Source organism: Aurantiacibacter sp. MUD61 (assembly GCF_027912455.1).
GTDB lineage: Bacteria > Pseudomonadota > Alphaproteobacteria > Sphingomonadales > Sphingomonadaceae > Alteraurantiacibacter.
In genome coordinates this window covers 2,362,906-2,386,829 of sequence record NZ_CP115446.1, presented here as the reverse complement: position 1 = coordinate 2,386,829, position 23,924 = coordinate 2,362,906, and the positions used below count along the sequence as shown (strand labels likewise).

The window sequence follows — 23,924 nt, the reverse complement described above, 5'->3', positions numbered from 1 at the left end:
CCTCTCGCAAGGTCCGCCGCAGCGGTGGAGGCGCGCTGCGGTGTTCCAGTATCAGTCCCCGGTCAGGATGCGATCGACCAGCTGCTTCACTGTAGGAGTGAAGTTGTTCGAATAGAACGGGTCGGTCTTGAAGCGGTATGCCGAATGGCCTGCGAAAGCGAGGTTATCGTCCGGGTCACCGCCGTGCGCGATGTCCTGCAGTGTCTTCTGGATGCAGAAGCTGCGCGGATCGGCAAGGCGACCGGTCGTGTGCGTGTCGTGGTCCTTCCAGCTCGAAAACTGGCAATGCGACAGGCAGCCCATGCATTCGGCCTGATCGGTGCGGATCTTGTCGGCACTTTCGGGCGTCACGAACACCACGGTATCGTCGGGCGTTTTGAGCGGCTCGGTAAAGCCCTCTGCCATCCACGACTGCGCCTTGCGCTGATCGCCCGGGTGGACGAAGAAATACTTCGCCTTGCCGTGATCCATCAGCGGAATTGTGCCTTCTTCCTGATCGCGCTTGAAGATCGGAATCTGGCGCTCACTGCGATGCATCAGATCGTAGAGGAACGGCGTCTTCACCGCGCTGGAGTAGAAGCCGGTCGGAGAGAATTTGTGCAGCAGCACATCACCCGGCTCGACCGTGCGCAGCATGTCTTTCCAGACCTGCGGGATCGGGCTTTCCTCTGTCAGCAGCGGACGCGTGCCGAACTGGAAGGCGATCTGGCCAAGCTCCGGATTATCGATCCAGTTTTCCCAGTCGCGCAGGTACCAGACGCCGCCTGCCATCACGATTGCAGTGTCCTCGGAAACGCCTTCCTTGCGCATGGTTTCTCGCAGAGCGGCGACGCGGGGATAGGGATCTTCCGGCTTTGTCGGGTCCTCGGCATTGGAAAGGCCGTTGTGACCACCAGCCAGCCATGGGTCTTCATAGACCACAGCCGCCATCAAGTCCGGAACCTTGGAATAGCTGCGCTTCCACAGTGCGCGAAACGCACGTGCGGAGGATACGATCGGCAGGTAATGCACGTTGAAGCGCTGGGCGATCTCGGCCAGCTTGTAGGGCATGCCTGCACCGCAAGTGACGCCGGTGATCATGCCCTTGCAGTTTTCCAGCACCCCTTCCAGCACTTGCTGCGCGCCGCCCATTTCCCAGAGCACATTGATATTGATCGCACCCTTGCCATTGGCAATTTCATGCGCCCGCTTCACCTGTTCGGTAGCGCCATCAATGGCGTAGCGGACCAGCTGCTCGAAACGTTCGACGCGAGTGGCCTGCGGGTAGACCTGCGGAATGGGATTGCCATCGCTGTCGTAGCTGTCGGCATTCACGGCGCTCACCGTGCCAATGCCGCCAGCTGCGGCCCATGCTCCGCTGGACATATGGTTGGTCGCCGAAACGCCCTTACCGCCTTCGATCAGCGGCCAGACTTCCTTGCCACCGTACATGATGGGTTTAAGACCCTTAAATGTCATTATTTTCCCCTGAGGAATCACGCTGCGAAACGGTTTCGCCCACTGGTTCCTCTATCGTTATTTGTTCAATATCGTCGCCCGGTTGAACGCATGGCTCGATATCGCGCGGATCGGGTCGTTCTCCAACGACTTCAAACTGCGCGTAATAGCCAGCTATCTGGGGCTTGCGGATGAATTCCACAAGCCGATAGCCGACCCGTTCGAATTCACAAAACAGTAGCTGCGGATTAATTCCGTGCTGATCGGTGGGCCGGTCTACATCGACCACGATCACCTGACCACCTTCGCGCAGCGCCGGACGCATGCGCCAGATGAAGGCGTAAGGCTCGGTAATCTCGTGATACATATGGACCATGAAAATACGGTCGAAACTATCGGGCGGCAAATTCGGATCATCGATACCGCCGGTGATGACAGAGACATTGTCGAGCCGTTCGCGCTCAACACGTCCGCCGAGGCGACGAAGCGCGCCATCGTCAATATCCTGCGCCAGCACGCGCCCTTCCGGGCCGACGCGGGCGGACAGGCGGACGGTGTAATATCCCTCACCCGCACCGATATCGGCGACGGTCATGCCTTCGGTAATCGCGGCCTGGTCCATCACCGTTTCCGCTTCGCCGCGATCGTCACGGGTCTGCTCGGTGGAAAAGGCGTTGCTGCCGACATCTGACACGGGGCGATAGGCGCGCGGGAAATCCTGCGAACTCGCCGGGCGATCATCGGCAGCCGTGTCGCATGCGGCAAGCGCTGCGCACAGGCCGAACCCGGCAAGAATCCTGATGGCGATCCCTCTCGACATGGGTTTGGCTCTAGCGAGTGCCGCCTGCGAAGGCAAAGCGGCTTTTCGGCTTATTCGGCAGTCAGGTCGAGCCGCCGCAGCACTTCGACCCGGTCCTCCAGAGCGCGCGCCTCGACGAGTTCGGTTCCCATCAGGGCATAGACGCCTTCGCCAATGAAGATCGGTCGCGCATTCCCGTACCAGTCGACACAAGACACCTCGCACTCATACTCGCTTTCGCTTTTGTCGTCCTGCGGCGCGGGCGAAACGTCCGATAGGTCCGTCAATTGCCCGCTGGGAGAAAACCGCAGGAATGAAATGTCGGAATTGTCCGATCGCCAGTAGTAGCGGCCGGATTCGTGCTCGGAGCGAACCGTGGGCAGGCCCATCAGCCCATCGCCATCTGCATAGATCGTCGCATTGAAAGCGTGGCTGCGGCTCTCGCTTTCAAACCGGCCCGGCAGCAAGGCGGCGTCGGCCACTTGCGCTGTCTCTGCCAGATCAAGATAGGAGATAATGAGCCCGGTATCGTCACGATAACCGTTCACAATCGCGTCCCCGCCGAGTGACTCGATCCGGGTGATCTCGTGCGAAAGCGGGACGCGCTGTGCATCGTCCGGCTCACCGAGCGGCACTGCCATCAGGCCGGAGCTCTGGAAGACATCGCCCTCTTCTGCTTCCGGCGGCCGACCGTAGCGGGTACGGCTTCCGTACAGCAGCCACTCGCCGACGAAGCGGTTTTCGAAAAAGCCCTCATTCACTTCCGGCAAGGTCGTAAAGCGCCCATCGTCCGGCTCGCTGTAGCGCGTGCCAAACCGGACGAGCGGAACGTCGACGAGCTCGATATCACTGCGCTCCCTCTCGCTACGCCACCAGGAATCGGTGCAGGTGATATCCTGCCAGCTGGTTAGCATGCGAAAGCGCGAATTCTGCTGGTCCATCGAGAACTGGTCGAAGACAACTCCGCGCACAGCGAGCAAATCGACCTCATCCGGGCGGCGCATCGGAATGCGGAAGACTGCGCCCGGTGGTGGTTCCGTGTTGTTCTCGAAACCGGCGGATCGCGAACGACAAATCCGGTAGGAGCTTATATCATTGTAGCCTGCAGCCGTGGTGGCGAGGAAAATATTCTCGGGCGAGACGAACATCTCAGCCGCTTCACCGGCGATGAAGGCGGTGGAATCGCAAGTGAGATTATCCTCCTCCAGGCCGCCGAGATCGCAGCGAGATATCGTGTGAACGATGGGATCGAACGTGCCGAAGACCGGGCGATAAATGTCGCGCACATCCAGAATGGCGCGGCCGCGATCCTCATCATCGAAGTCATCCGAGGGGACCCAGCGCCGGATGCTCGGCCTGTTGCGCCGATTGACGAGATCGGTCGGGTCATAGGGCGTGTAGATCACCAGCTGATCGCCGATCACGCGGGTCGCGTAATTGTCGACGTCGTAATAATCTTCGCTGCTGATCAGGAAGACGCCGCGACGTTCGACTGTGCCATTCTCACGGTTCAGACGGAAAACCGACAATTCACTCGCATCGTCATAGTAGGAATAGGCGGTGATGATGATGTGATCGCCCTGCACCAGCATTTCGTCATACCAGTCCGCGCCTATGGGATCGCCATCTTCATCGGTGCGGTAGACATCGATGCGATCGGTCAGCTCCATCGTACGAAAATTAGCGACGAAGATGCGGCCATCCTGCAGGACGAGCAGATAGTCGCCCATGCGCTTTACGATGTCGCCTTCATCTACGCCGGAAGACTGGTTGTTGGTGATCGATTCCGCATCCGCCACCGTCACGGCCATTGGTGAAGACATCGTACTTGGCCTGACGCGCGAACCTGTGACTACGATCCTGTCAGACCCATCCTCAGCCGTAGCTGGACAGTTCTCATACAGAGGATTGCAGTCGGGATCCTGCCTGTCGACCCGCAGCGCAGCGACGTAGATTTCCGGAGGAAGCTCGGCGCGGGCGTTGTCCCTGATGTAGCGTTGTGCACTACGCAGATCGCGTACCCAGCGACGAAATTCGCGCTCATTCTCGAAGGTCTGAAGCTCCGGCGTCGCCAGATCCTCAAGATAGGGATGATCCCATGTCCCCTGCGCCTGAGCCGCAGAAAACGGCAAGAGCGCACACGTGGCAGCCAACAGTCCCAAGCGCATCGCATTCCCTCCTGTTTTCTCAGGAGGTTATGTCAAACGCGCGTAGACGACAAGCCTACTCCACATCCTCCACATCGACCTTTTCACCCGTCACGCGCTGGGCGAGAGCGGCGGCGATAAAATCGTCGAGGTCGCCATCGAGCACGTCATCGGGAGTCGGGCTGGTGACGCCGGTGCGCAGGTCTTTCACCATCTGGTATGGCTGCAGGACATAGGAGCGGATCTGGTGGCCCCATCCGATCTCGGTCTTTTCCTGATACTCGCCCGCCGCCGCCGCTTCACGCTCGGCCATTTCCCGTTCGAACAGGCGCGCTTTCAGCATGTTCATCGCGGTCGCGCGATTCTTGTGTTGGCTGCGATCGTTCTGGCTGGCGACGACGATCCCGGTCGGTTGGTGAGTGATGCGAACCGCGGAATCGGTCGTGTTCACGTGCTGACCGCCGGCGCCCGATGCACGATAGGTATCGATCTTCAGATCGCCTTCGTTGATCTCGATATTGATGTCGTCATCGATGACAGGATAGACCCAAACGCTGCTGAAAGAAGTATGGCGCCGCGCCGAGCTGTCATAAGGGCTGATGCGCACGAGGCGATGCACGCCCGTTTCGGTTTTGGCATAACCGTAGGCGTTTTCGCCCTTGATCAGCAGCGTCGCGCTCTTGATCCCGGCCTGCTCGCCCGCCTGATATTCGACCGTTTCGACTTTGAAACCGCGCTTCTCTGCCCAGCGCGCATACATGCGCAGCAGCATGTCCGCCCAGTCCTGGCTTTCGGTGCCGCCCGCGCCGGCGTTGATCTGCAAGTAGGTGTCATAGGCATCCGCCTCGCCCGAAAGCAGGGCATTGACCTTGTCCCGGTCGGCTCGCTTGGCGAGTGAGGCAAGGCTGTTCATGCCGTCGGCGACGATATCATCATCACCTTCGGCCTCGCCCATTTCGATGAACTCCATGGCGTCGGACATCTCGGTGGAGATTTCCTGCACGGTCTCCACTGCGTCCTTGAGCTGCTTGTGCTCGCGGCTGATGGCCTGCGCCTGCTTCGGATCATTCCAGAGGTCCGGATCCTGCACGCGGGCCTCGAGCTCGTCGAGACGGCGCAGGGCATGCTCCCAGTCGAGAGACTTCTTGACCAGCGCAAGCGCCGCTTCGATCCGGTCGATATGGGCCTGCCCTTCGGCACGCATGGCATTGTTCTCCGACTGTGAAAGCGCCCGCGCCTAGCGCAGCTCGCATGGAAGGGGAAGTGGTTGCGATCGATCGGGGGCAGATCGATCCCGTGCGAAGCGTCAGTAAATGCCGCCCTGCTCCTCGGCAAAGCTCTCCGGCTCCTCAGTCGGGCCACTGTCGGTACTCGGGCCGCGCTCCCTCCGCCTCAATTGCGCGATGATGAGTTCGCGCATGGCGTCGATTTCATCCTGGCGCGCACTTCGTCGCGGTTCGGTGTCGGGCTGGAAAGCTTCCCAGATCACGGTCGACAAGGGATCGTCGCTAGGCCAGGCATCAAACACACGGCTGCCCGTGCGCCGATCGATGCGGACCATGCGAACGCCGTTTGGCGCCGAGAACGGCCTGCCACTCCAGTGACCGGGAGTCTCCTCAACGAACTGGCGGAAAATCGGCACGGCCGTGTTGCCGCCCTGAATCCAGCCACCCATGTTCCTCGGCGTATCGAAGCCGATGTAAGTCCCCGCCACGATGTCCGGGCTACCGCCGACGAACCAGGCATTGGTCGGGCCAGTGCTGGTACCGGTCTTGCCGAACATCGGAATGTCGAGATCGCGAAGTCGCGTTGCCGTACCGCGCTGGACGGTGCCGGTCAGCATGTGGACCGTCTGGAAAGCAGTGCGCGCATCCATTGCCTGACGCCCGGTGCGACCGAAACGAGGCATGGAGCCGCCATCCCATTCATCCATGTTGCAGCCGGTGCATTCGCGCTCATCCGCGCGCCAGATCACATTGCCATCACGGTCCTGCACATAGTCGATCACCGTCGGATCGTTCAGGCGGCCATGATTGACCATCGCGGCATAGGCTGCGGTGATGCGTTCAACCGTGGTCTCACCCGAGCCAAGCGAATAGGCGGGATAGGGCTGGTACTGGATATCCTCCGGTTCCAGCTCGACATCGCGGAACGTCTGGATGACATTTTCCATGCCCGCATCCATCGCGATATGCACAGTCATGAGGTTCTTGGACTGCTCGAGCCCGTAGCGCATCGGATACTCACCGCCGCCACGGCCACCACCGAAGTTGGTGAAGCATTTCTCGCCCAGATTGCTGCCCTGGTAATAGCAATATTGCGTATCGGGGATCATGCTTGCCGGCGTCATCCCGGCATCGATACCGGCGGCATAGACGAAGGGCTTTACAGTCGATCCGGGCTGGCGGTTGGCCTGCACCGCGCGGTTGAAATCACCGAGACGACTGTCAAAACCGCCCTGCATCGCAAGAATTCGGCCGGTATCGGGCTGCATCGCGAGGAAGCCACCGGAAACTTCCGGCACACCCCGCAGACGCCAGCCATCGCCCGACGGCGAAGCAGCGACCACGTCCCCGACGCTGATCGAATTGGGCGCGCCCGAAAGCGGGCTCTCATCGCCATTGGCAAAGCCAATCCGAGCGCCGCCATCGGTCGCGGTGACAACGCCGATGCGCCAATCTTCGTAATTGATCGAGATGTAGGAGCTTGCGAGCTGCGAGGTCAGGCTGCCGTTATCCGGATTCAGCGTCGCGATCGGGCCGGTATATCCGCGGTTTCCGTGATAGCGCAGCAATGCTCCACGCAGCGAATTGCGCGCTGCTTCCTGAACTTCGGTATCGAGCGAAGTGCGCACCCACAGCCCGCCTGCGTAAACGCTGTTACGACCATCTTCCGACTCTTCACCGAACTGCGCGATGAGTTCGCGGCGTACCTCTTCAAGGAAATAGCCAGCATCGGCAGAACGCGACTGGCGCTGCCCATCGACAATACCCAGCGGCATGGCCTGCGCGGTGCGCATTTCGTCTTCCGTGATGTAGCCATTGTCTTCCATCTGGCGGAGAACCAGATTGCGGCGCTCGCGGGCGATGTCGAAATTGGCCGACCGGCTGTAACGTTCCGGCGCTGGAGTCAGCGCGGCGAGATAAGCCATCTCATGCAGTTCGAGCTCGTCTGCATCCTTGTCGAAATACGCCAGCGCTGCAGCCTGCACGCCGTAGGACCTGCGACCGAGCGGGATTTCGTTCAGGTAGAGGGTCATGATCTCCTCTTTTTCCAGCACGCCTTCGATACGTGTTGCGAGGATCATTTCCTTCAGCTTGCGGGTGATCGAATATTCGTTGCCGACAAGAATGTTCTTGGCGACCTGCTGCGTGATCGTGGAGCCGCCGACAGCGCGCTCCCCCGAACCGATTTTCGATACGTAGTCGATGACGGCGCCGACAAAGCCGCCCGCGTCGATGCCATTATGCGACCAGAAAGTTTCGTCTTCGGCGGAGACATAGGCGTTGACCAACTGCTCCGGCAGGTCGCGGTAATTCAGCTCAACGCGCCGCTCGCGCTCGAAACGGTGTACGATCTCACCATCGATCCCGCGCACAACCGTTGGCAGGTTGGGCTCGTAATCGAGCAAGGTCTCAGCGTCCGGCAGGTTCCAGGCGAGCACAAACCACCCAACGACCGCCAGCAGCAAACCGCCGCCCAGCGCATAGAACAGCAGGCGCAGCCATTTGCGTGTGCGCCACGCCTCCGCAATATTTGCCCATGCGCCCTGCCCCCCGCGCGACAGACGGCGGGAAAAGCTGGCAGTCCCGGTTGCGGGATCGGCGTCGAAATCGTCACTCATGATTGCGCTTTAGCATGCCGATTTGCGCTTTCGCCACAGTGAATGCGCGCGCTGGACTGCGTTTCACCGTGTTTTTGCTCAGCGACGAGTCCCAGCTCAACTTACTCTGAGCCCGATTGCCGTGCGAAGTAGATGCGGATGGCGCGGGCAAGCACTTCGGCGAATTGCTCCTGCCCCTCAGCCGAAGCGAGCGTGCGCGCCTCCTCCGGGTTGGACACAAAGCCTGCCTCAAACAACACAGCAGGCACATCGGGCGCGCGGAGGACCGCAAGCGCCGCCGATCGCCGTGTCTGTGGATGGAAGCGCAGCACACCGGTGCCCTCACGCTCGATCAGTGATGCAAATTGCGCGGAATTCTCCGATGTGCGCCGCTGCGAAAGCTCGACAAGAATGGCGTTCACCGCCTCATCGGTAGAGGAAAGGTCTACGCCGTTCACGATATCGGCATCGTTCTCCCGCTCCGCAAAACGTGCGGCCGCCTCTGACGATGCCGTTTCCGAAAGCGTGTAGATGCTTGCGCCCTCGACGCCTTCCTGGTCGCCTGCCGAATCGGCATGGATCGAAATGAACAGATCGGCATTCATCGCGCGGGCAATCTCTGCGCGCTCTCCCAGGACGATGAAGCTGTCATCCTCACGCGTCATGGCGACACGAATACCGCCTTCTTCGATGAGCCTGTCGCGAAGCGCGCGGGCAAGACCCAGCACAATGGTTTTCTCGTAATAGTCCTCGCCCACAGTGCCCGGGTCAGGTCCGCCGTGGCCCGCATCGATCACCACCAGAGGGCGTGTCAGATCGTCAGGTCCCTGCACGTCCGGCAAGCCGATTGTCTCGCCCGGTTCCGGCAAGTCGAAGTCGATCACATAGGCGCGGCCGAGCACAGGCACCGGGATTGACTGGCCCAGCACCCATAGCGCGCCGATCACCAGCAACGGGAAGGCGAACAGCAATCCGATCTGGATGCGATAGCCCATTGACCTTGCGCCGCCTTTCTTCCCCTTGGCCCCAAGAGGGGCGAACCTTCGCAAATATGCAAACGGATTTTTACCAAGACGCGCAACAAGGTTGCCGAGCCTTTCCCCGGATGCTAGCGAAATCCTACACCGGATGCGAATGCACTCCGGCCACACCGGAAAGGCATCCTGCCGATCTCCGGAATGTTTTACAGGTTGATGCCGCAATGCAAAGCACACACCAGTTTGCCACACCAAGCACCAAAGGGTGCATGGTGGCTGCAACTGGCCATGCGCAGCAAAAATCCCTGCGCCTTCGCATCGCGTCAGACACAATTCGCAAGCCCGCCACCCCGACTTCATCAATGAAGAACGGCGGCGGAGCGATCATCATTCCCGTGCGCACTGGCGCCGGGGCTCACACGTATCGGCAATTCTCTTCCAGCGACCCGGCTTCAACCGGCCCGGTCGCTGCATCACGAATTGCCTGGAGAATATTTAATGGCAACGCGCATGCTTATCGATGCGCGCCACTCGGAAGAAACCCGGGTGGCGGTGCTCAAGGGAAACCGGATTGAGGAGTTCGATTTCGAATCTGCTGAACACAAGCAGATCAAAGGCAATATCTATCTAGCCAAAGTTACCCGCGTAGAACCGTCCTTGCAGGCGGCGTTCGTGGATTTTGGCGGCAATCGCCACGGTTTCCTCGCTTTCAGCGAAATCCATCCCGATTATTATCAGATCCCTTCGGAAGATCGCGCAGCCCTGCTCGCTGAAGAACAGGCCGCTGCCGAGGAAGAAGCAAAGCTTCGCGCCGAAGAGGATGACGAGGAAGACGGCACATCTTCTCCCGAAGAGGAAGAAGTGGCCGAGGACGATGTCGCCCTCGAAGAAATCGACACCAGCGACAAGGAACACGTCGCCACCATCGAAGAAGGTCATCTCGAAGGAGATGATTCCGACGAAGACGATGATGAAGATGACGATGATTCCGACGAAGACGATGACTCGGACGACGAATCCGATGAGGATGACAATGGCGGCAAAGGCAAGCGTGGACGCGGCCGGGGCCGTGGTCGCCAGCAGCGCGGTCGTCGCCAGCAGGGCCGCAAGGGTGGCCGTGGCAGCCGCGCGAAGGAAATCGACGAAGCCCGCGCCAAGCGCCAGGCACTGCGTCGCCGCTACAAGATCCAGGACGTGATCCAGCGCCGCCAGGTGCTTCTCGTCCAGGTCGTAAAGGAAGAGCGTGGCAATAAGGGCGCTGCCCTCACCACTTACCTCAGCCTTGCAGGCCGCTATTGCGTGCTCATGCCGAATTCTAGCCACGGTGGCGGGATTTCGCGCAAGATCAACAGTGGCTCCGATCGCAAGCGTCTGAAAAGCATCGTGAACGATCTGTCGCTGCCCAAGACCATGGGCCTGATCGTTCGCACCGCAGGTCTCTCGCGTACCAAGACAGAGATCAAGCGCGACTTCGACTATCTCGCCCGCCTGTGGGATGAGATCCGCGAGCGCACGATGTCTTCGAGCGCGCCGGCGATGATCCATTCGGATTCGGACCTGATCAAGCGCGCCATCCGCGACATCTACAATCGCGAGATCGAAGAAGTGATCGTCGAGGGCGAGCAGGGCTACAAGTCCGCCAAGGCCTTCATGAAACTGCTCATGCCCAGCCACGCACGGCGTGTGAAGGCGTATAATGACCCAGTTCCGTTGTTCCAGCGCTACGGCGCGGAGGACCAACTTTCCGCCATGTATGCGCCGGAAGTTCAGCTGAAATCGGGTGGCTATCTGGTCATCAACCCGACGGAAGCCCTGGTCAGCATCGACATCAACTCAGGTCGTTCCACAAAGGAGCACGGGATCGAGGCGACCGCGCTTCACACCAACCTTGAGGCCGCCAAGGAAATCGCTCGCCAGCTGCGCCTGCGCGACATGGCGGGCCTCGTGGTGATCGACTTCATCGACATGGATCGCAGCGGCAATGTCCGCAAGGTCGAGCGCGCGATGAAGGATGCGCTCAAGAATGACCGCGCTCGCATTCAGGTCGGTCGTATCTCGGGCTTTGGCCTGATGGAAATGAGCCGCCAACGCCTGCGCACCGGCGTGCTCGAAGCCTCCACCCGCGAATGTCCGCATTGCGATGGCACCGGCCTTGTCCGCACCGCCTCCAGCGCGGGCCTTTCCGCTCTGCGCGTCATCGAGGACGAAGCCGCCAAGGGCAAAGGCACGACGATCACCCTCTACGCTTCGACCGAAGCGGCGGTGTATCTGCTCAACGCCAAGCGCGCCGATCTCGCCGAGATCGAAAGCCGCTACGGCGTGACGGTAGAAGTGAAGCCCGAGGGCGAGGATGAAGGCGCGAAAATGCGCGTTCAGTCTTCCGGGCCTAAGCCCAGCGAAGCCCCGAAGTTCGAACCGATCGTCGACGACGAAGAGGAAGATGACACCTCCTCCGATGATGACAGCGACAACGACAATCAGAACGACGATGATGATGGCGCGCACAAGAAAAAGCGCCGTCGCCGTCGCCGTGGTGGACGTGGCCGCAACAAGAACCGTCAGCAAAATGACGACAATGATTCGGATGGCAGCGAATCCGACCATGGTGATCAGTCCGAAGCCGGCAAAGCTGACGAAAGCGATTCCGACGATAGCGACAAGCCCAAGCGTCGCCGTCGCGGTGGTCGCGGACGCGGTGGTGCGGCCAAGGCTGCTGATACCGGTTCGGAAAGCTCATCTGACGAAAACGCCAAGGACTCGCCCGAAGCAGACGTAGCTCCGGAAGCCGAAGAGCAGGCGGAGGAAAAGCCCAAGCCCAAGCCAAAGGCAAAGCGCGCTCCTCGCAAGAAAAAGGAAGAGCCTGCGCCAGAAGCCGAAGCAGAAACTCCGGCTGAAGCGACTGAGGAAAAGCCGAAGCGCAAGCGCGCGCCACGCAAGAAAAAGGCTGAAATCGAGGCACCGGCTGAAGAGGCAAGCGCCGAGGCTGAGGAAAAGCCCAAGCCCAAGCGTGCTCCGCGCAAGAAGGCGCAGCCCAAGGCCGCTGCCAAAGCGGACGATGCGGGCGCCGAAGCGGCCAGCACACAGGCCGAAGGCGACAGCAATGCCACCAATGAAGACGGCACACCGCGCCGTGGATGGTGGCAACGCACATTCGGCAACTGATCGCCGCGCGCTCAGGCTAAGCTGAAATGTCGCAAACGCCGGTAACAGTCATCGTTCTCGCCGCGCAGCGAACGGGGGTCACCAACCCCCTCGCTGCGCGCGCGGGAGTGAGCCACAAGGCGCTCGTCCCGATTTGCGGAAGGCCGCTTATCGAACATGTGATGGAAGTCCTGACGACGTCGCCCGATGTCCAGGAAATCCGCGTGGTGCTGGAGCCGGAGGGCCAGGTGACTGTCGATCCGGCGCTTGGGCAATTTCGCCAGCGCGGCATCCCAATTACCCTGCACAATTCCGACGCGAATATCGTCGAAAGCGTGATCGGCGCGATGCAGGGAGAAGATCGCCCGTTCATCGTGACCACGGCGGACAATGTCCTGCTCACCCACGCTGGCTTTGAGCAGGCGCGAGAGACACTGGTCCAGTGCGACGGCATCATCTCTCTCACGACGCGCGAACGCGTATGGGCGGTGCATCGCCAGGGCCAACGCGGCTTTTACGACTTCAAGGATGCAGGTTACGCCAGCTGCAATCTGTTCGGCCTGAACGGGCAGAAGAGTTTGCGCGCGGCGGAAGTGTTTCGCGAAGGCGGACAGTTCATGTCGAACAAGGGCCGCATGGTCCGCGCCTTCGGCCTGTTCAACATAATTCTGATGGGTCTGAAGCTGATCACCCTGCCCCACGGCCTCAAACGGATCAGCAAGCGCTTCGGGCTCGATATCAGGCCCGTCATCTATGAAGACGGTTCATTGGCAATCGACGTCGACAATGAACGTACCTTCCTGATTGCCGAATGGATCCTTGGCCAGCGCCTCGGCATGGACATTCCTAAGCCGGAAATTCCCGCCGACATGAAGTGAACCCATTGCGCGGGCAATGGCGGCAGCGTAAACGCGCGGGCAATTTCCACTTCCACAAGGGCAAGCCTATGAGCGCCGCGATCGAACCCCTGCGTATTTCCGATGCAGCCAAGGAGCGTGTGCGCATGCTCTTCATGGCGAAGCACGCATTGTGGGGCGGCGGCATGCACCCGGAAGATGGCAATCACGCCATCTACCATCACGAAGTGCGCACGACGCTCGAAAACCTTGGCCTGAACCTGCAATTCGCGAACAGTTATGACGTGCTGTTCACCCGGCCCGAGGTGGATTTCGTCTTTCCGCTGCTCAACCGCGGCGGTTTCGTGAACAGCGAAATGCTGATCCCCGTGCTCTGCAACATGCACCGCATTCCCTATCTGGGTGCGATGCCGTTCCTGCGCGGTTTGGGCGATGACAAATCGGTGTCGAAATTGGTTGCGACCAATGCCGGTGTGCCGACCGCTCCGTGGTTCTGCTATCGCCGCGGTGCGCCCGTGCTCGAAAGCGATCTGCCGCCATCGCCCGATGGCCGCTGGGTGATCAAGCCCAATGCCTCCTCTGCCAGCTGGGGCATTTCCGATGCATTCGACTGGAACGGCGTGACCAACGCCGTCGCCGATATCCACGGACAGGGTCACGATGCCATCGTGGAACCCTATCTCGATGGCTATGATGTGCAATGCGCCTTCATCACGCTCAATAACGAGCCGACCGCCCTCCCCATGCTGTGGTACGAGCGCGAGAACACGCAGAAGCTGTGGACCTATTACGAGAAGCGCGATCTGGTCGCAAACACCGAAAAGGCCTCGCTCAAGCGGTTCGATCATGCAGAGCTCGCTCCCAGGATCGAGGAATATGCCCGCAAATATGCGCGTGAGCTGCTGCCTTTCGACTACGGCCGCATCGAATTCCGCGTCGATTTGAAGACCGGGGAAATCAATTTCATCGAGATCAATCTCAACTGCAATCTCTGGTCCGAAAAGGTGATGGCGAAGGCTGCTGCCGAAGCTGGCTTCAGCCATGCCGACCTGCTCGAAACGCTGCTGGCAGAATGCTGGCGGCGCGAAGGGCTGATTGCGGCGGTCTAATCGAGGACCCACCCCCAACCCCTCCCGCAAGCGGGAGGGGAGCGAGACTAACCGCGCCGAAGGTGAGGCTAGTCGCAGCGGGGTGGGCTATTCAGGTACGCGCTCACCTTTCCAGTCGAATACATCGCCTGAATTTTCCGGCTTAAGCCCTTCCAGCACTCTAAGCAGATTGGCCGCAGCTTCGTCGCGCGCGGTCAGCTGGCCATCGGGCAGGTTCTTCTGAAACGGTTCGGACAGAGCGGTGTCCACTGTGCCCGGGTGCAGGCCCACGATGATCGACTGCTTATGCGTCCGTCCCATCTCGATCGCGTAATTGCGGATCAGCATGTTGAGCGCCGCCTTGCTTGCACGGTAGGAATGCCATCCGCCGATGCCGTTATCGCCGATCGAGCCGACGCGGGCGGAGAGTGCTGCGAAGGTCGATTGGCCATCACGGGGAAACAGTTTGAGCACATGCTTTGCGATCAGAGCCGGACCAATCGTGTTCAGGCGAAAAACCTGCTCCATCGCTGCCTTATCGACATGGGCAAAGCTGCGCTCAGGCCCGGTGCCGTCCGGCAGGGTCAGCACTCCGCTGGAAACGACCGCGAGGTCAGGCGGATTGTCCTTCCACGCAGTGACTGCAGCCTCGATACTGGCTTCATCGGTAAGGTCGAAGGTGAATGGCGTGATCTTGGCGTGCTCGGGCGTATCGCCATTGCGCGATCCGGCGAGCACTTCGACACCCCTTTCGGCCAACGCCAGCGCCATTGCTCCGCCAATTCCGCCACTCGCGCCGAAGATTGCTGCCCGTGTCCAAGCCATCATTGCCCTTTCCTACAAAACCACAATCGACCTAGGCGCGCGGCATGACCTGCGTAACCCCGCCAAGCTGCCGTAGCGATGGTAATTCTGCGCCGTCCAATGGTAGCCGGGCAATTTTGCATCAGAACACTGTCACACCTGTCACACCCCTCCCGCAAACACCGCGGAATCCTGAGGAAATCGGCATATTCGGACCAAGGTCTGCCTTGCCCTCAGCGTGTGAGAGGTTAAATGGGTCCCACATCGATACGTAACGCGGAAAAACGCATGGCAACCTTCACTCTTCCCAAGAACAGCAAGATCAACAAGAACGGCGCGGTTCACAAAGCTGAAGGCGCAAGCCGGACCAAGACGTTCCAGATCTACCGCTACGATCCTGACAGCGGGAAGAACCCCAGCTACGACACGTTTGAAGTCGACCTGGACGATTGCGGCCCGATGGTCCTGGATGCTCTGTTCAAGATTAAGAACGAGATCGATCCGACGCTGACTTTCCGCCGCTCCTGCCGTGAAGGGATCTGCGGTTCGTGCTCGATGAATATGAACGGCAAGAACGGCCTCGCCTGCACCACCGCCATCGAAGACATGAAGGGCGATATCCGCATCACCCCTCTGCCGCATATGGAAGTGGTGAAGGACCTGGTGCCGGATTTCACCCATTTCTACGCGCAATACGCCAGCATTCGCCCGTGGCTGCAAACCGTCTCCAATACGCCGAGCGGCAAGGAACGCCTGCAGACGCCGGAACAGCGCGAACAGCTCGATGGCCTGTATGAGTGCATTCTGTGTGCCTGCTGCTCGACGGCGTGTCCCAGCTATTGGTGGAATTCAGACAAGTTTCTCGGCCCCGCCATCCTGTTGCAGGCCTATCGCTGGCTCGCTGACAGCCGTGACGAGATGACCGGTGAACGATTGGACGATCTGGAAGACCCCTTCCGCCTATATCGCTGCCACACGATCATGAACTGCGCCAATGTGTGCCCCAAGGGCCTGAGCCCCGCGCGCGCCATTGCCGAGATCAAGAAGATGCAGGCCGAGCGCGCCATCTAGTCTGGTGCTTGCTCGCTACGAGAAGCTGATTGCTGCTGGCGAGCTGAGGCCCGATCCGGACCAGCGCCGCGCTGCCGTAAGGCTCAACCAGCTGCAAAAGGAACTGGAAGCGGAGCAGCCGGGTGGCTTGCTGGGCCAGCTCTTCAGCCGCAAACCGCCGCCTCCGCGCGGTGTGTACATGTGGGGCGGTGTCGGGCGCGGGAAGTCCATGCTGATGGACCTGTTCCACGCCTCGCTTGGCATCGAGCGCAAGCGCCGCGTACACTTCCATGAGTTCATGCTCGAAGTCGACGCCTTGCTGCGTGAAGAGCGTGAGAAGCAGACCGAAGGTCCGGTGCGCCGCGTAGCCAAGCGATTGGCGAAAGATCTGCGCGTCCTCGCTTTTGACGAGATGGTGGTGACCAACACCGCCGATGCCGCGATTATGGCGCGCCTCTTCACCGCGCTGATCGAGGATGAAGGCGTAACGGTAGTCGCCACCAGCAACCGTCCGCCGCAGGACCTGTACAAGGACGGTCTCAACCGCTCGCTCTTCCTGCCCTTCATCGATCTGGTTGAAGCCAAGCTTGACGTCGTCCCGCTCAACGGTCCGACCGACTACCGGCTCGATCGGCTTGGCGATATCGACACCTGGCATGCTCCGATGGGCGATGATGCCACAGCGCAAGTGCGCGAAGCCTTCTTCCGCCTGACCGATTACGAACCTGAGGACGCAGCGCATGTCCCCAGCGGCGAACTGGACCTCGGCGGAGGGCGCACTCTATTCGTGCCAAAGAGCCTGAAAGGCGTCGCCGTGTTCAGCTTCAAGCGCCTGTGTGAAGAGGACCGCGGCGCGTCGGACTACCTCGCAATAGCCCGCGAATACCACACGGTGATCGTCGTCGGCATCCCGCGCATGGGGCCGGAGAACCGCAATGAGGCCATCCGCTTCACCAAGCTGATCGATGCGCTCTACGAACACCGGGTTAAGCTCTTCGTCACCGCAGCGGCGGGACCCGAAGAGCTCTACCAGCAGGGCGATGGAGCGTTCGAATTCGAGCGGACAGTCAGCCGCCTTAAGGAAATGCAAAGCGCCGATTACATGGCGCAGGGCCACGGCAAAGCGGGCTAGACGATCCCCAGGCGGGCAAGCGATCGGTCGAGCATAATGAGTTGCCACAGCAGGCGCGAATGGTCCGACTTACCCGCGATATGTGCCTCGGCCAGCTGCGCCAGCTTCTCATTGTCGAACCACCCCGTGCGCGCCAGCATCGCGCTCTTGGCGATGCCTCGCGCCTTGCCAGCGAGTGGACCGCGCAGCCATTCGGCGATCGGCGTTACAAAGCCTTGCTTCGGACGATAGAGAATGTCCTTCGGCAGATAGCGCTCCATCGCCTTCTTGAGCATATACTTGCCCTGCCCGCCCTTCACGCGGAGCCCTTCGGGCAGACCGGCGGCGAACTCGACAAGCCGGTGATCGAGCAGCGGCTCGCGCGCTTCGAGGCTCACCGCCATACTGGTGCGATCGACCTTGGTGAGAATGTCTCCCGGCAACCAGAACTTGAGATCAGCATATTGCGCCGCATCCAGCCCGCTGCGAACCGGCGCATTGGCCATCAGATCCATGAACGGATGCTCCGCACGATAGCCTCGCATCAGGCCGATCTGGTCTTCGCTGAAGACCTGCATGCGGATCTCCGGCGGAGTGACGGACAGCGCGCGGGCATAGGCCTCCGGCCCGTTTCCGGCGAGCGATTGCAGTGTGGTCTTGGCTCGCAGCGGGCGCGGTGCCCAATCGAGCTTGGGGAAAGCGTCCCCCAGTGGTTTCATCACCCGGTGCCGCAGGCCATCGGGAAGGTATGATCGAATGCGCTCCTCATGCGCGTGAAACACCTGCCTGCGATAACCGGCAAAGGCCTCGTCCGCGCCGTCTCCCGAAAGCGCAACCGTCACGCTCTCCCGCGCCAATTGGCATACGCGCCATGTCGGCAAAGCGCTTGCATCGGCGAAGGGTTCATCGAACATGCCGGCAATAGTCTCGATGGCATCGAATTGGTCGGAGCTAACGGTGCGGCTTGCATGATCGGTGTTGAACAGCTGCGCGACCTGTTCTGCGTAGGAGCTTTCGTCCACGCTCTCGACATCGAAACCGATCGAGCAGGTCTTCACCTTGCCGCGACTGGCCTCCGCCATGAAAGCGACGACCGTAGAGCTATCCACCCCGCCAGAGAGAAACGCGCCGAGCGGTACATCGGCCACCATGCGGCTTTCGACCGCCTGCTGGAGATGGTGGAGTAGTTCCGCCTCAAGATCGCGCGGCTTTGCTTTGTGACGACGCTCAAAGCTGACGTCCCAGTATTGCTGCGGTTTCGGCAATGGCGAATCGTGCTTGAGCAGAAGGGTATGCCCTGCCGGCAGCTTGTGAACGCCGTAAAGGATCGAGCGATGATCCGGCACATAACCCCAGGTCATGTAATCCTCGATCGCGCGCGGATCGACATCACGGCGCAGCAGCGGGTGCGCGAGAAGGCCTTTCAATTCCGACGCAAAGGCGAGCGATCCATCGGAAAGCTCGGTAAAGAACAGCGGCTTCACACCGAGACGGTCACGTGCGAGGAAAAGCGTACGGTTTGCCCGGTCGTAAATCGCAAAGGCGAACATGCCGTCGAGATGTTTGACGCAGTTTTCGCCCCATTGCTGCCACGCCGCGAGGATGACTTCCGTATCGCCCTCTGTTTGGAACTGAGCGCCCCGCTCTTCCAACTCCTTACGCACGGCGCGGAAGTTGTAGATCTCGCCATTGAAGACGATCATTGCCCGCTCATCCGCCGATTGCATCGGCTGCGGTGACCCTTCGATGTCGATGATCGAGAGCCGCCTGTGGCCCAGCCCTACTCCCGGCGCCGTCCAAACGCCCGACCCGTCCGGCCCACGATGAGCCAGCACGTCGCACATCCGTTCAACCCGTTGCGGGTCGACGGGCTTGATCGTTCCGAGGTGAAATAGTCCAGCGATCCCGCACATGGGCAGTTGCGTTAATCGGTGTTCGCCGCGCGGTCTATCCATTCGCCGAGGCCAGCGGTGGATGAGCGGAAATCCGCGATGGTCTGCGCCGCATCCTCGCCCGCGCGCTGCTCGGTGGAGAGTATCAGCATCGCGGTGGGTCGCGGCTGCAGAAAAAGCTTGTCGCGCATGGTGTTGAGCTTGAGCATGATCTTGCTGCCACCCACCCAATCACCCCTGCGATACCACGTCTCCGCGACACGCTGATGCAGGCCGAGCGCCTGTAGACGGTCTCCATGAACCCCGTCACTGGATTGAGTGGCGGAGAGCCAGCGCCATTCAGTGTCGGGTGGCAAGGCACCATCGCCAAAACCGCCGGCCTCCCGCCCGTCGCTCTGCGCGGCATATAGAGCGAGAACCACCTCAATCACTCGGCCTTCGCCGTCGCGATAACTCGCAGACAGCCTGCGATCCGCGCCACTGGCACGCGGGCGCCAGGGGTATGACTGCGCAGTGTCCACACGCGTCCAACCCGGCACATCAGCCAGATTCACCTGAACGGGGAGATCCGCCTCCAGCGAGCGCGCTGCCGATGCCCATGCGAGTGCAATAACCGCGATTGCAAGCGCACCTACCAGCATCGTGCGCCGCGCGGTCAGAAAACGCTCTGCCCAGTTGAACGCATCGTTTTGAGCGATTGCCGCACCGTCGATAAAAGGGTCTTCCACGCTGCGATCGAAGAACTTCCAGCCCATCGCCAGCAACGCGCCCATCACCAGAGCGAAGAAAATCCATCCGTAGAAAATGTGATCGAAGCCAGCAGCAAAACTGATCCCCTGCGACTGCGCGATGTAGATCGTGCCCCACGCTCGCACGCCATTCGCAACGATCGGCAAGGCGATGGCAACCGCCATGAAGCCGATGCGGCGCGGCCAGCTGTTGAAGCAGACATGTGCCACCAGGGTGCCGAGCGCAATCATGGCGATAAGGAATTTGACGCCCGAACACGCTTCCGCGACCTCGAAAAGTCCCGCGGGCGTGTCGATAAAGACGCCATCGATTCGCGCCGGAATGCCGCTCGCCTGCGTCAGCGCGATGGTGATATCGGCGGTGATCATCTGCAGCGCCGGGACCAATTCCTCGCCAATCGGCAAAAGGAATATGGCGTAGCAGAGCGGGAAAAGAAGCGCCCAGGACACGCGCGGGCCCAGCAGCGCTACGGTAATCGCTTGCAACGCCAGCACCGCGCCCAAATGGCTTGCGGTCGCAAGACCGGAAATATCGCCGAGCAGCCATATGAATAGCGCGCCAACGAATGCCACGAGGCCGGGCCACCATGCGCGGGGAGTGAGTTTCGCAAGTTCAGGCGCGCGCTGCCACACGAGCCAGGCGAGGATCAGCGGAACGAACAGCACGTGGTTGTAGGTTGAGCTATCCCACCATTGCAGCGCCATTTCGGACCAGGCTGTGGCGAACAATGCGAAAAGAACCGCCCACGCCAAAGCAAGATAGACCAGAGGCACGCGCCATTGCGGCGCAATCCGGTCCGTCAGCGCCGCGCGTTGGGGAGAGGCAAGATCAAGCGGCATCGCGCGCGCTCCGCTCGCCCGGCGTGGCTGTGCCCATCCCCACCAGCTCCGGTAAATCCGCGAGCATGGCGGGCCAGCTCATGTGATCGATCACAAATTGGCGCGCTGCCGTGCCCATCGCTTCGGCTACCGCGGTCTCTTTGGCGAGGCGCAAAAGGTTCGCGATAAAAGCGCTGTCATCTTCAGCGATCACAAAATGCTGATTGCTGCGCGCGGGAATACCCGTTGCCGCATCGGGCGAAACCACCACCGGGCGCGCCATGGCCATGGCTTCGAGAACCTTGTTCTGCACCCCGCGCGCGATCGTGAGCGGCGCCACGACGACATCCGCTCCAGCGAGCCAAGACCGCGTATCGGAGACTTCCCCAATGACGCTGTTACCGTTCTGCCCGTGCAGAGCTTGTACAGCGCGGTTCGGCGCACGGCCCACAATGTGGAATTGGGCGTCTGGCAGGAAGCGGCGCACCTCGGGCATGATCACATGAGCCATGCGCGTGACCGCATCGACATTAGGCGCGTAGTCCATCTGGCCGGTGAAGACGTAATGCGGCCCGACGCTTGCGAGAAGAGGCTCGGTAGGCACGATCGCCGGATCGAAGTGATTGCAATCGATGCCGTTGGAAAGTGAGCGGATGTTCCGGCCTGCTGGCGCGCGGTTGCGGAGCAAATCGGCCTCGGCTTCGCTTACCAGCAGGGTTGCATCGGCGCGGCCGGCCAAATCAGCTTCGATCGTGCGCAACAGTCGGCCCTCTCGCGCATCCACCCAAGCGCGCGGTCCAGAGCAGTCAGCTGCATAAGCCTCAAACTTGGCGGAATCGACATCGACGAGATCGACAACCAAGCGGCCCGTCCAATCATCCGGCGCATATTGCGCCATCTGACCTGAGAAAACGTAGATCGCCCCGATGTTTTCGCGCTCCAGCGCCTGACGAACCCAGTCGTGCAATTTCGTAGAACGAAAGGCGGAAAAGCTAACCGGCTCGCGGCGCAAAATCGCTTCGCATCCGGCGAGCGGCAGCGACTTTGAACGGCGCGGCATGCAATGGCTGGCTGTCAGCTCTGCCAGCTCATGCTCATGTGCAAATTCGCGCTCATCCTCGGCGAGGCATCCGACATGCACGGGCGCGATCTCTGCCAGCGCCTTCAAAATATGGTGCGAGCGGATTTTATCGCCGCGATCGGGCGGAAACGGCAGGCGATGGGCAAGAAACAGGATGTCGCCGCTCACCCCAGCCCCCTCGCAATGATCGGACCAAGGCGGTTGGCGATGGGCAGCGGTAGCTTCTTCCAAAGCGCAATCCGGGACTGGTGTTTGGCGCTGGTCGGATCTGCATCGCGGGCTTCGTGGCCCGGCGCTATCCAGCGCGCGTAGGACAGAGGCTCCGGCTCGAAACCCCAGTTTTTCTTGAAGGCATAGGCACCGCTGTTCGTTTTGCTGCGCCCGAAATCGAAACGATCGCAGCCGCGCTCCCGGGCGTGCAGCATGAGTGCATAATACATGCGATCATTCGCCCGGAGCGCCCGCGCGGCCCAGATCCCGCCACCCCAATAGGGCAGCACGGCCCCATCGTGGTAAAGCGACAGAACACTGGCGACGGGCGTTTTATCGCTCCAGACGGTCAGGATATCGGCATCGAGCGTGTCCAGAACCGCATCGAAGAGCGAGCGCGGCAAGACGGGTGTACCAAGGTTGCGAACGCTCTCGGCATACACTGCATAATGCGCGTCGCGATCGCGCGGCGTCTTGCCAATCGTTACCGTCAAATCGTTCTTCAGACCTTTGCGAACCTCTGCCCGTTGTTTGCGCGGGATCTGCAGCAATTGCGCGTCATCGTCTTCGGCGAGGGGCTGGACGAAACCGCAATGGCTCTCGGTCTGGATGTCCCAGCCTTCGCCAACTTCTCCGCCGCGCAATTCAATTGTGGGGCAGCAAAGGCGAACGGCCAGCTCTTGCGCCGCCAAGCCAAGCGCACTGACCGCGCGCTCATCCTCAGCGAGTATTCCACCTTCGACGGCAAAACCGCTCGATGTTAGAGCTCGGCCGAAGATCGGTGAATGAACTTCGGTCAGCGGTAACCAGCCTGTCAGCTCGCCGCCCTGCTCCGCCACCAAACCACGTGCGCAATTGCCCGTGCCCGCCTCGATTGCATCAAGCCACGCCGGACGATAAAATATCGACCCGCCTTGCCGCGCGACAAAAGCTTCAATCCGCGTAATCTCCTCCGGGTCGCGAAAATCAGCCGCGCGAACCGTCAGGGCATTAAGGGCGAAGGGCGCATTCACAGCGCCACCGAGTTTTGAGCAGCCTTCTCCGCCTGCAAACGCGCTGCCTCACGGTGGGCAATCACGTCGATCCGGCCCCATGAGAATTCTTCAATCAGCTGGCGCAGCTTGTCCGCCATGCGATGCAAATTGGTGTAATGCCGAAGCCGCGATTTGATTGGCGCGCCGGAAACGCGTGGTTGGCCGGGATCGATTTCCCACGGGTGGAAGTAGAATATCGCCGGCTTCTCGGCCTCGCGATTGACCTGACGGATCGCCCAGCGGCTGAACGCATAGGGGAGCACCCGAAAGAATCCTCCCCCGCCTGCCGCCAGACGCTTTCCGCGAAATTCTGCAGTGGTGACGGGAAGCTCAACCAACTGGTCCCATGGCAAGGGATTGAACGCAAACCGCGGCGCCTCGGCCCAACCATAATGATCGTGCGCAACTGGTGCGACACTGGAGGAATAGAGATAGCCCTGTTCGGCCAGCTCCATGAAAGCCCAGGGGGTGCGCTGATCGATCGAGAAACTGGGCGCGCGATATCCGATCACGCGCTCCCCGCAGCAATCCTCGATCGTCTTGCGGGTCTTCTCGATATCTCGGGCAAAGGTCTGTCGGTCCATGCGGAACACCCGCTCATGATCCCAGCCATGGCTCGCAATTTCGTGACCACGCGCCACAATTTCGCGCAACAGGTTCTTCTGCCGCTCAGCAACCCAGCCAAGCGTGAAGAACGTCGCGCTGGCATTGGCTTCATCGAACAGGTCGAGAATCTCGTGCACATTGCGCTCGACACGGTCGTCAAGCGTCGCCCATTGGTCGCGCTCGATCACATCTTCGAACGCGCCGACCTGAAACCAGTCTTCGACATCGACCGACAGGCCATTGGTGATGACCCGGTCAGCGTGTTCCCCATCGAGATTGATCGCGTTCACCGCGAGGCA

17 protein-coding genes are annotated in these 23,924 nt (G+C 60.7%); 5 read left to right on the top strand and 12 right to left on the bottom strand.

What is annotated here, in order from left to right; all coding sequences use genetic code 11:
• Window positions 1-51: 51 nt before the first annotated feature.
• The 6 genes from O2N64_RS11435 to O2N64_RS11410 form a co-directional block, all read right to left on the bottom strand.
• Entirely contained in the window at window positions 52-1,458 is a 1,407-nt protein-coding gene (locus O2N64_RS11435; protein ID WP_271077720.1) for an NAD(P)H-dependent flavin oxidoreductase, read from the bottom strand.
• A complete protein-coding gene (locus tag O2N64_RS11430) occupies window positions 1,448-2,257 on the bottom strand; it encodes a class I SAM-dependent methyltransferase (protein ID WP_271077719.1) in 810 nt (269 codons plus the stop codon). Before O2N64_RS11430 ends, O2N64_RS11435 begins: the two co-directional genes overlap by 11 nt.
• 50 nt (window positions 2,258-2,307) lie before the next feature.
• A complete protein-coding gene (locus O2N64_RS11425) occupies window positions 2,308-4,404 on the bottom strand; it encodes a beta-propeller domain-containing protein (RefSeq protein WP_271077718.1) in 2,097 nt (698 codons plus the stop codon).
• Window positions 4,405-4,459: 55 nt separating this feature from the next.
• Entirely contained in the window at window positions 4,460-5,587 is a 1,128-nt protein-coding gene (gene prfB, locus O2N64_RS11420; RefSeq protein ID WP_271077717.1) for a peptide chain release factor 2, read from the bottom strand.
• A gap of 102 nt (window positions 5,588-5,689) precedes the next feature.
• The gene (locus tag O2N64_RS11415) at window positions 5,690-8,227 is read right to left on the bottom strand and encodes a penicillin-binding protein 1A (protein WP_271077716.1); all 2,538 of its coding nucleotides are present in this window, start codon (window positions 8,225-8,227) and stop codon (window positions 5,690-5,692) included.
• Between the two features lie 101 nt (window positions 8,228-8,328).
• Window positions 8,329-9,201, bottom strand: a complete 873-nt coding sequence (locus O2N64_RS11410; RefSeq protein WP_271077715.1) for an N-acetylmuramoyl-L-alanine amidase family protein — start codon at window positions 9,199-9,201, stop codon at window positions 8,329-8,331.
• Between the two features lie 480 nt (window positions 9,202-9,681).
• Between O2N64_RS11410 and O2N64_RS11405 the strand changes: the two genes are divergently transcribed.
• The 3 genes from O2N64_RS11405 (at window position 9,682) to O2N64_RS11395 (ending at window position 14,290) form a co-directional block, all read left to right on the top strand.
• The gene (locus O2N64_RS11405; protein WP_271077714.1) at window positions 9,682-12,345 is read left to right on the top strand and encodes an Rne/Rng family ribonuclease; all 2,664 of its coding nucleotides are present in this window, start codon (window positions 9,682-9,684) and stop codon (window positions 12,343-12,345) included.
• A 26-nt stretch (window positions 12,346-12,371) separates the two neighbouring features.
• Window positions 12,372-13,202 carry an NTP transferase domain-containing protein gene (locus O2N64_RS11400; RefSeq protein ID WP_271077713.1) on the top strand — a complete coding sequence of 277 codons (831 nt, stop codon included), beginning with the start codon at window positions 12,372-12,374 and terminating at the stop codon, window positions 13,200-13,202.
• Window positions 13,203-13,270: 68 nt separating this feature from the next.
• On the top strand, window positions 13,271-14,290 hold the full coding sequence (locus tag O2N64_RS11395; RefSeq protein ID WP_271077712.1) for a D-alanine--D-alanine ligase family protein: 1,020 nt from the start codon (window positions 13,271-13,273) through the stop codon (window positions 14,288-14,290).
• An 87-nt stretch (window positions 14,291-14,377) separates the two neighbouring features.
• Here the strand turns inward: O2N64_RS11395 and O2N64_RS11390 are convergent, their stop codons facing one another.
• Window positions 14,378-15,097 carry an SDR family NAD(P)-dependent oxidoreductase gene (locus O2N64_RS11390; protein WP_442866732.1) on the bottom strand — a complete coding sequence of 240 codons (720 nt, stop codon included), beginning with the start codon at window positions 15,095-15,097 and terminating at the stop codon, window positions 14,378-14,380.
• Window positions 15,098-15,361: 264 nt separating this feature from the next.
• Between O2N64_RS11390 and O2N64_RS11385 the strand changes: the two genes are divergently transcribed.
• Window positions 15,362-16,144 (top strand): succinate dehydrogenase iron-sulfur subunit, encoded by a 783-nt coding sequence (locus O2N64_RS11385; RefSeq protein WP_271077711.1) that lies wholly within the window; start codon window positions 15,362-15,364, stop codon window positions 16,142-16,144.
• A 4-nt stretch (window positions 16,145-16,148) separates the two neighbouring features.
• Window positions 16,149-17,255 carry a cell division protein ZapE gene (zapE, locus tag O2N64_RS11380; RefSeq protein ID WP_271077710.1) on the top strand — a complete coding sequence of 369 codons (1,107 nt, stop codon included), beginning with the start codon at window positions 16,149-16,151 and terminating at the stop codon, window positions 17,253-17,255.
• On the opposite strand, the gene O2N64_RS11375 is transcribed toward zapE, so the two are convergent.
• The 5 genes from O2N64_RS11375 to O2N64_RS11355 are packed head-to-tail and all read right to left on the bottom strand — an operon-like array spanning window position 17,252 to window position 23,915.
• The gene (locus O2N64_RS11375) at window positions 17,252-19,147 is read right to left on the bottom strand and encodes an XrtA/PEP-CTERM system amidotransferase (RefSeq protein WP_271079653.1); all 1,896 of its coding nucleotides are present in this window, start codon (window positions 19,145-19,147) and stop codon (window positions 17,252-17,254) included. The two genes, zapE and O2N64_RS11375, sit on opposite strands and share 4 nt — an antisense overlap.
• Window positions 19,148-19,158: 11 nt before the next feature.
• Complete coding sequence (xrtA, locus tag O2N64_RS11370; protein ID WP_271077709.1) at window positions 19,159-20,715, bottom strand: exosortase A; 1,557 nt, start codon at window positions 20,713-20,715, stop codon at window positions 19,159-19,161.
• Window positions 20,705-21,943, bottom strand: coding sequence for a TIGR03087 family PEP-CTERM/XrtA system glycosyltransferase (locus O2N64_RS11365; protein ID WP_271077708.1), 1,239 nt, complete (start codon window positions 21,941-21,943; stop codon window positions 20,705-20,707). The genes xrtA and O2N64_RS11365 overlap by 11 nt, the downstream gene beginning before the upstream one ends.
• A complete protein-coding gene (locus O2N64_RS11360) occupies window positions 21,940-22,998 on the bottom strand; it encodes a FemAB family XrtA/PEP-CTERM system-associated protein (RefSeq protein ID WP_271077707.1) in 1,059 nt (352 codons plus the stop codon). The genes O2N64_RS11365 and O2N64_RS11360 overlap by 4 nt, the downstream gene beginning before the upstream one ends.
• Complete coding sequence (locus tag O2N64_RS11355; RefSeq protein ID WP_271077706.1) at window positions 22,995-23,915, bottom strand: XrtA system polysaccharide deacetylase; 921 nt, start codon at window positions 23,913-23,915, stop codon at window positions 22,995-22,997. The genes O2N64_RS11360 and O2N64_RS11355 overlap by 4 nt, the downstream gene beginning before the upstream one ends.
• Between the last annotated feature and the right edge of the window lie 9 nt (window positions 23,916-23,924).

Excerpts from the sequence above, each read along its gene's own strand:
- O2N64_RS11435 (WP_271077720.1), bottom strand. The coding sequence starts at position 1,458 with ATGACATTTAAGGGTCTTAAACCCATCATGTACGGTGGCAAGGAAGTC.
- O2N64_RS11430 (WP_271077719.1), bottom strand. The coding sequence starts at position 2,257 with ATGTCGAGAGGGATCGCCATCAGGATTCTTGCCGGGTTCGGCCTGTGC.
- O2N64_RS11425 (WP_271077718.1), bottom strand. The coding sequence starts at position 4,404 with ATGCGCTTGGGACTGTTGGCTGCCACGTGTGCGCTCTTGCCGTTTTCT.
- prfB (WP_271077717.1), bottom strand. The coding sequence starts at position 5,587 with ATGCGTGCCGAAGGGCAGGCCCATATCGACCGGATCGAAGCGGCGCTT.
- O2N64_RS11415 (WP_271077716.1), bottom strand. The coding sequence starts at position 8,227 with ATGAGTGACGATTTCGACGCCGATCCCGCAACCGGGACTGCCAGCTTT.
- O2N64_RS11410 (WP_271077715.1), bottom strand. The coding sequence starts at position 9,201 with ATGGGCTATCGCATCCAGATCGGATTGCTGTTCGCCTTCCCGTTGCTG.
- O2N64_RS11405 (WP_271077714.1), top strand. The coding sequence starts at position 9,682 with ATGGCAACGCGCATGCTTATCGATGCGCGCCACTCGGAAGAAACCCGG.
- O2N64_RS11400 (WP_271077713.1), top strand. The coding sequence starts at position 12,372 with ATGTCGCAAACGCCGGTAACAGTCATCGTTCTCGCCGCGCAGCGAACG.
- O2N64_RS11395 (WP_271077712.1), top strand. The coding sequence starts at position 13,271 with ATGAGCGCCGCGATCGAACCCCTGCGTATTTCCGATGCAGCCAAGGAG.
- O2N64_RS11390 (WP_442866732.1), bottom strand. The coding sequence starts at position 15,097 with ATGATGGCTTGGACACGGGCAGCAATCTTCGGCGCGAGTGGCGGAATT.
- O2N64_RS11385 (WP_271077711.1), top strand. The coding sequence starts at position 15,362 with ATGGCAACCTTCACTCTTCCCAAGAACAGCAAGATCAACAAGAACGGC.
- O2N64_RS11375 (WP_271079653.1), bottom strand. The coding sequence starts at position 19,147 with ATGTGCGGGATCGCTGGACTATTTCACCTCGGAACGATCAAGCCCGTC.
- xrtA (WP_271077709.1), bottom strand. The coding sequence starts at position 20,715 with ATGCCGCTTGATCTTGCCTCTCCCCAACGCGCGGCGCTGACGGACCGG.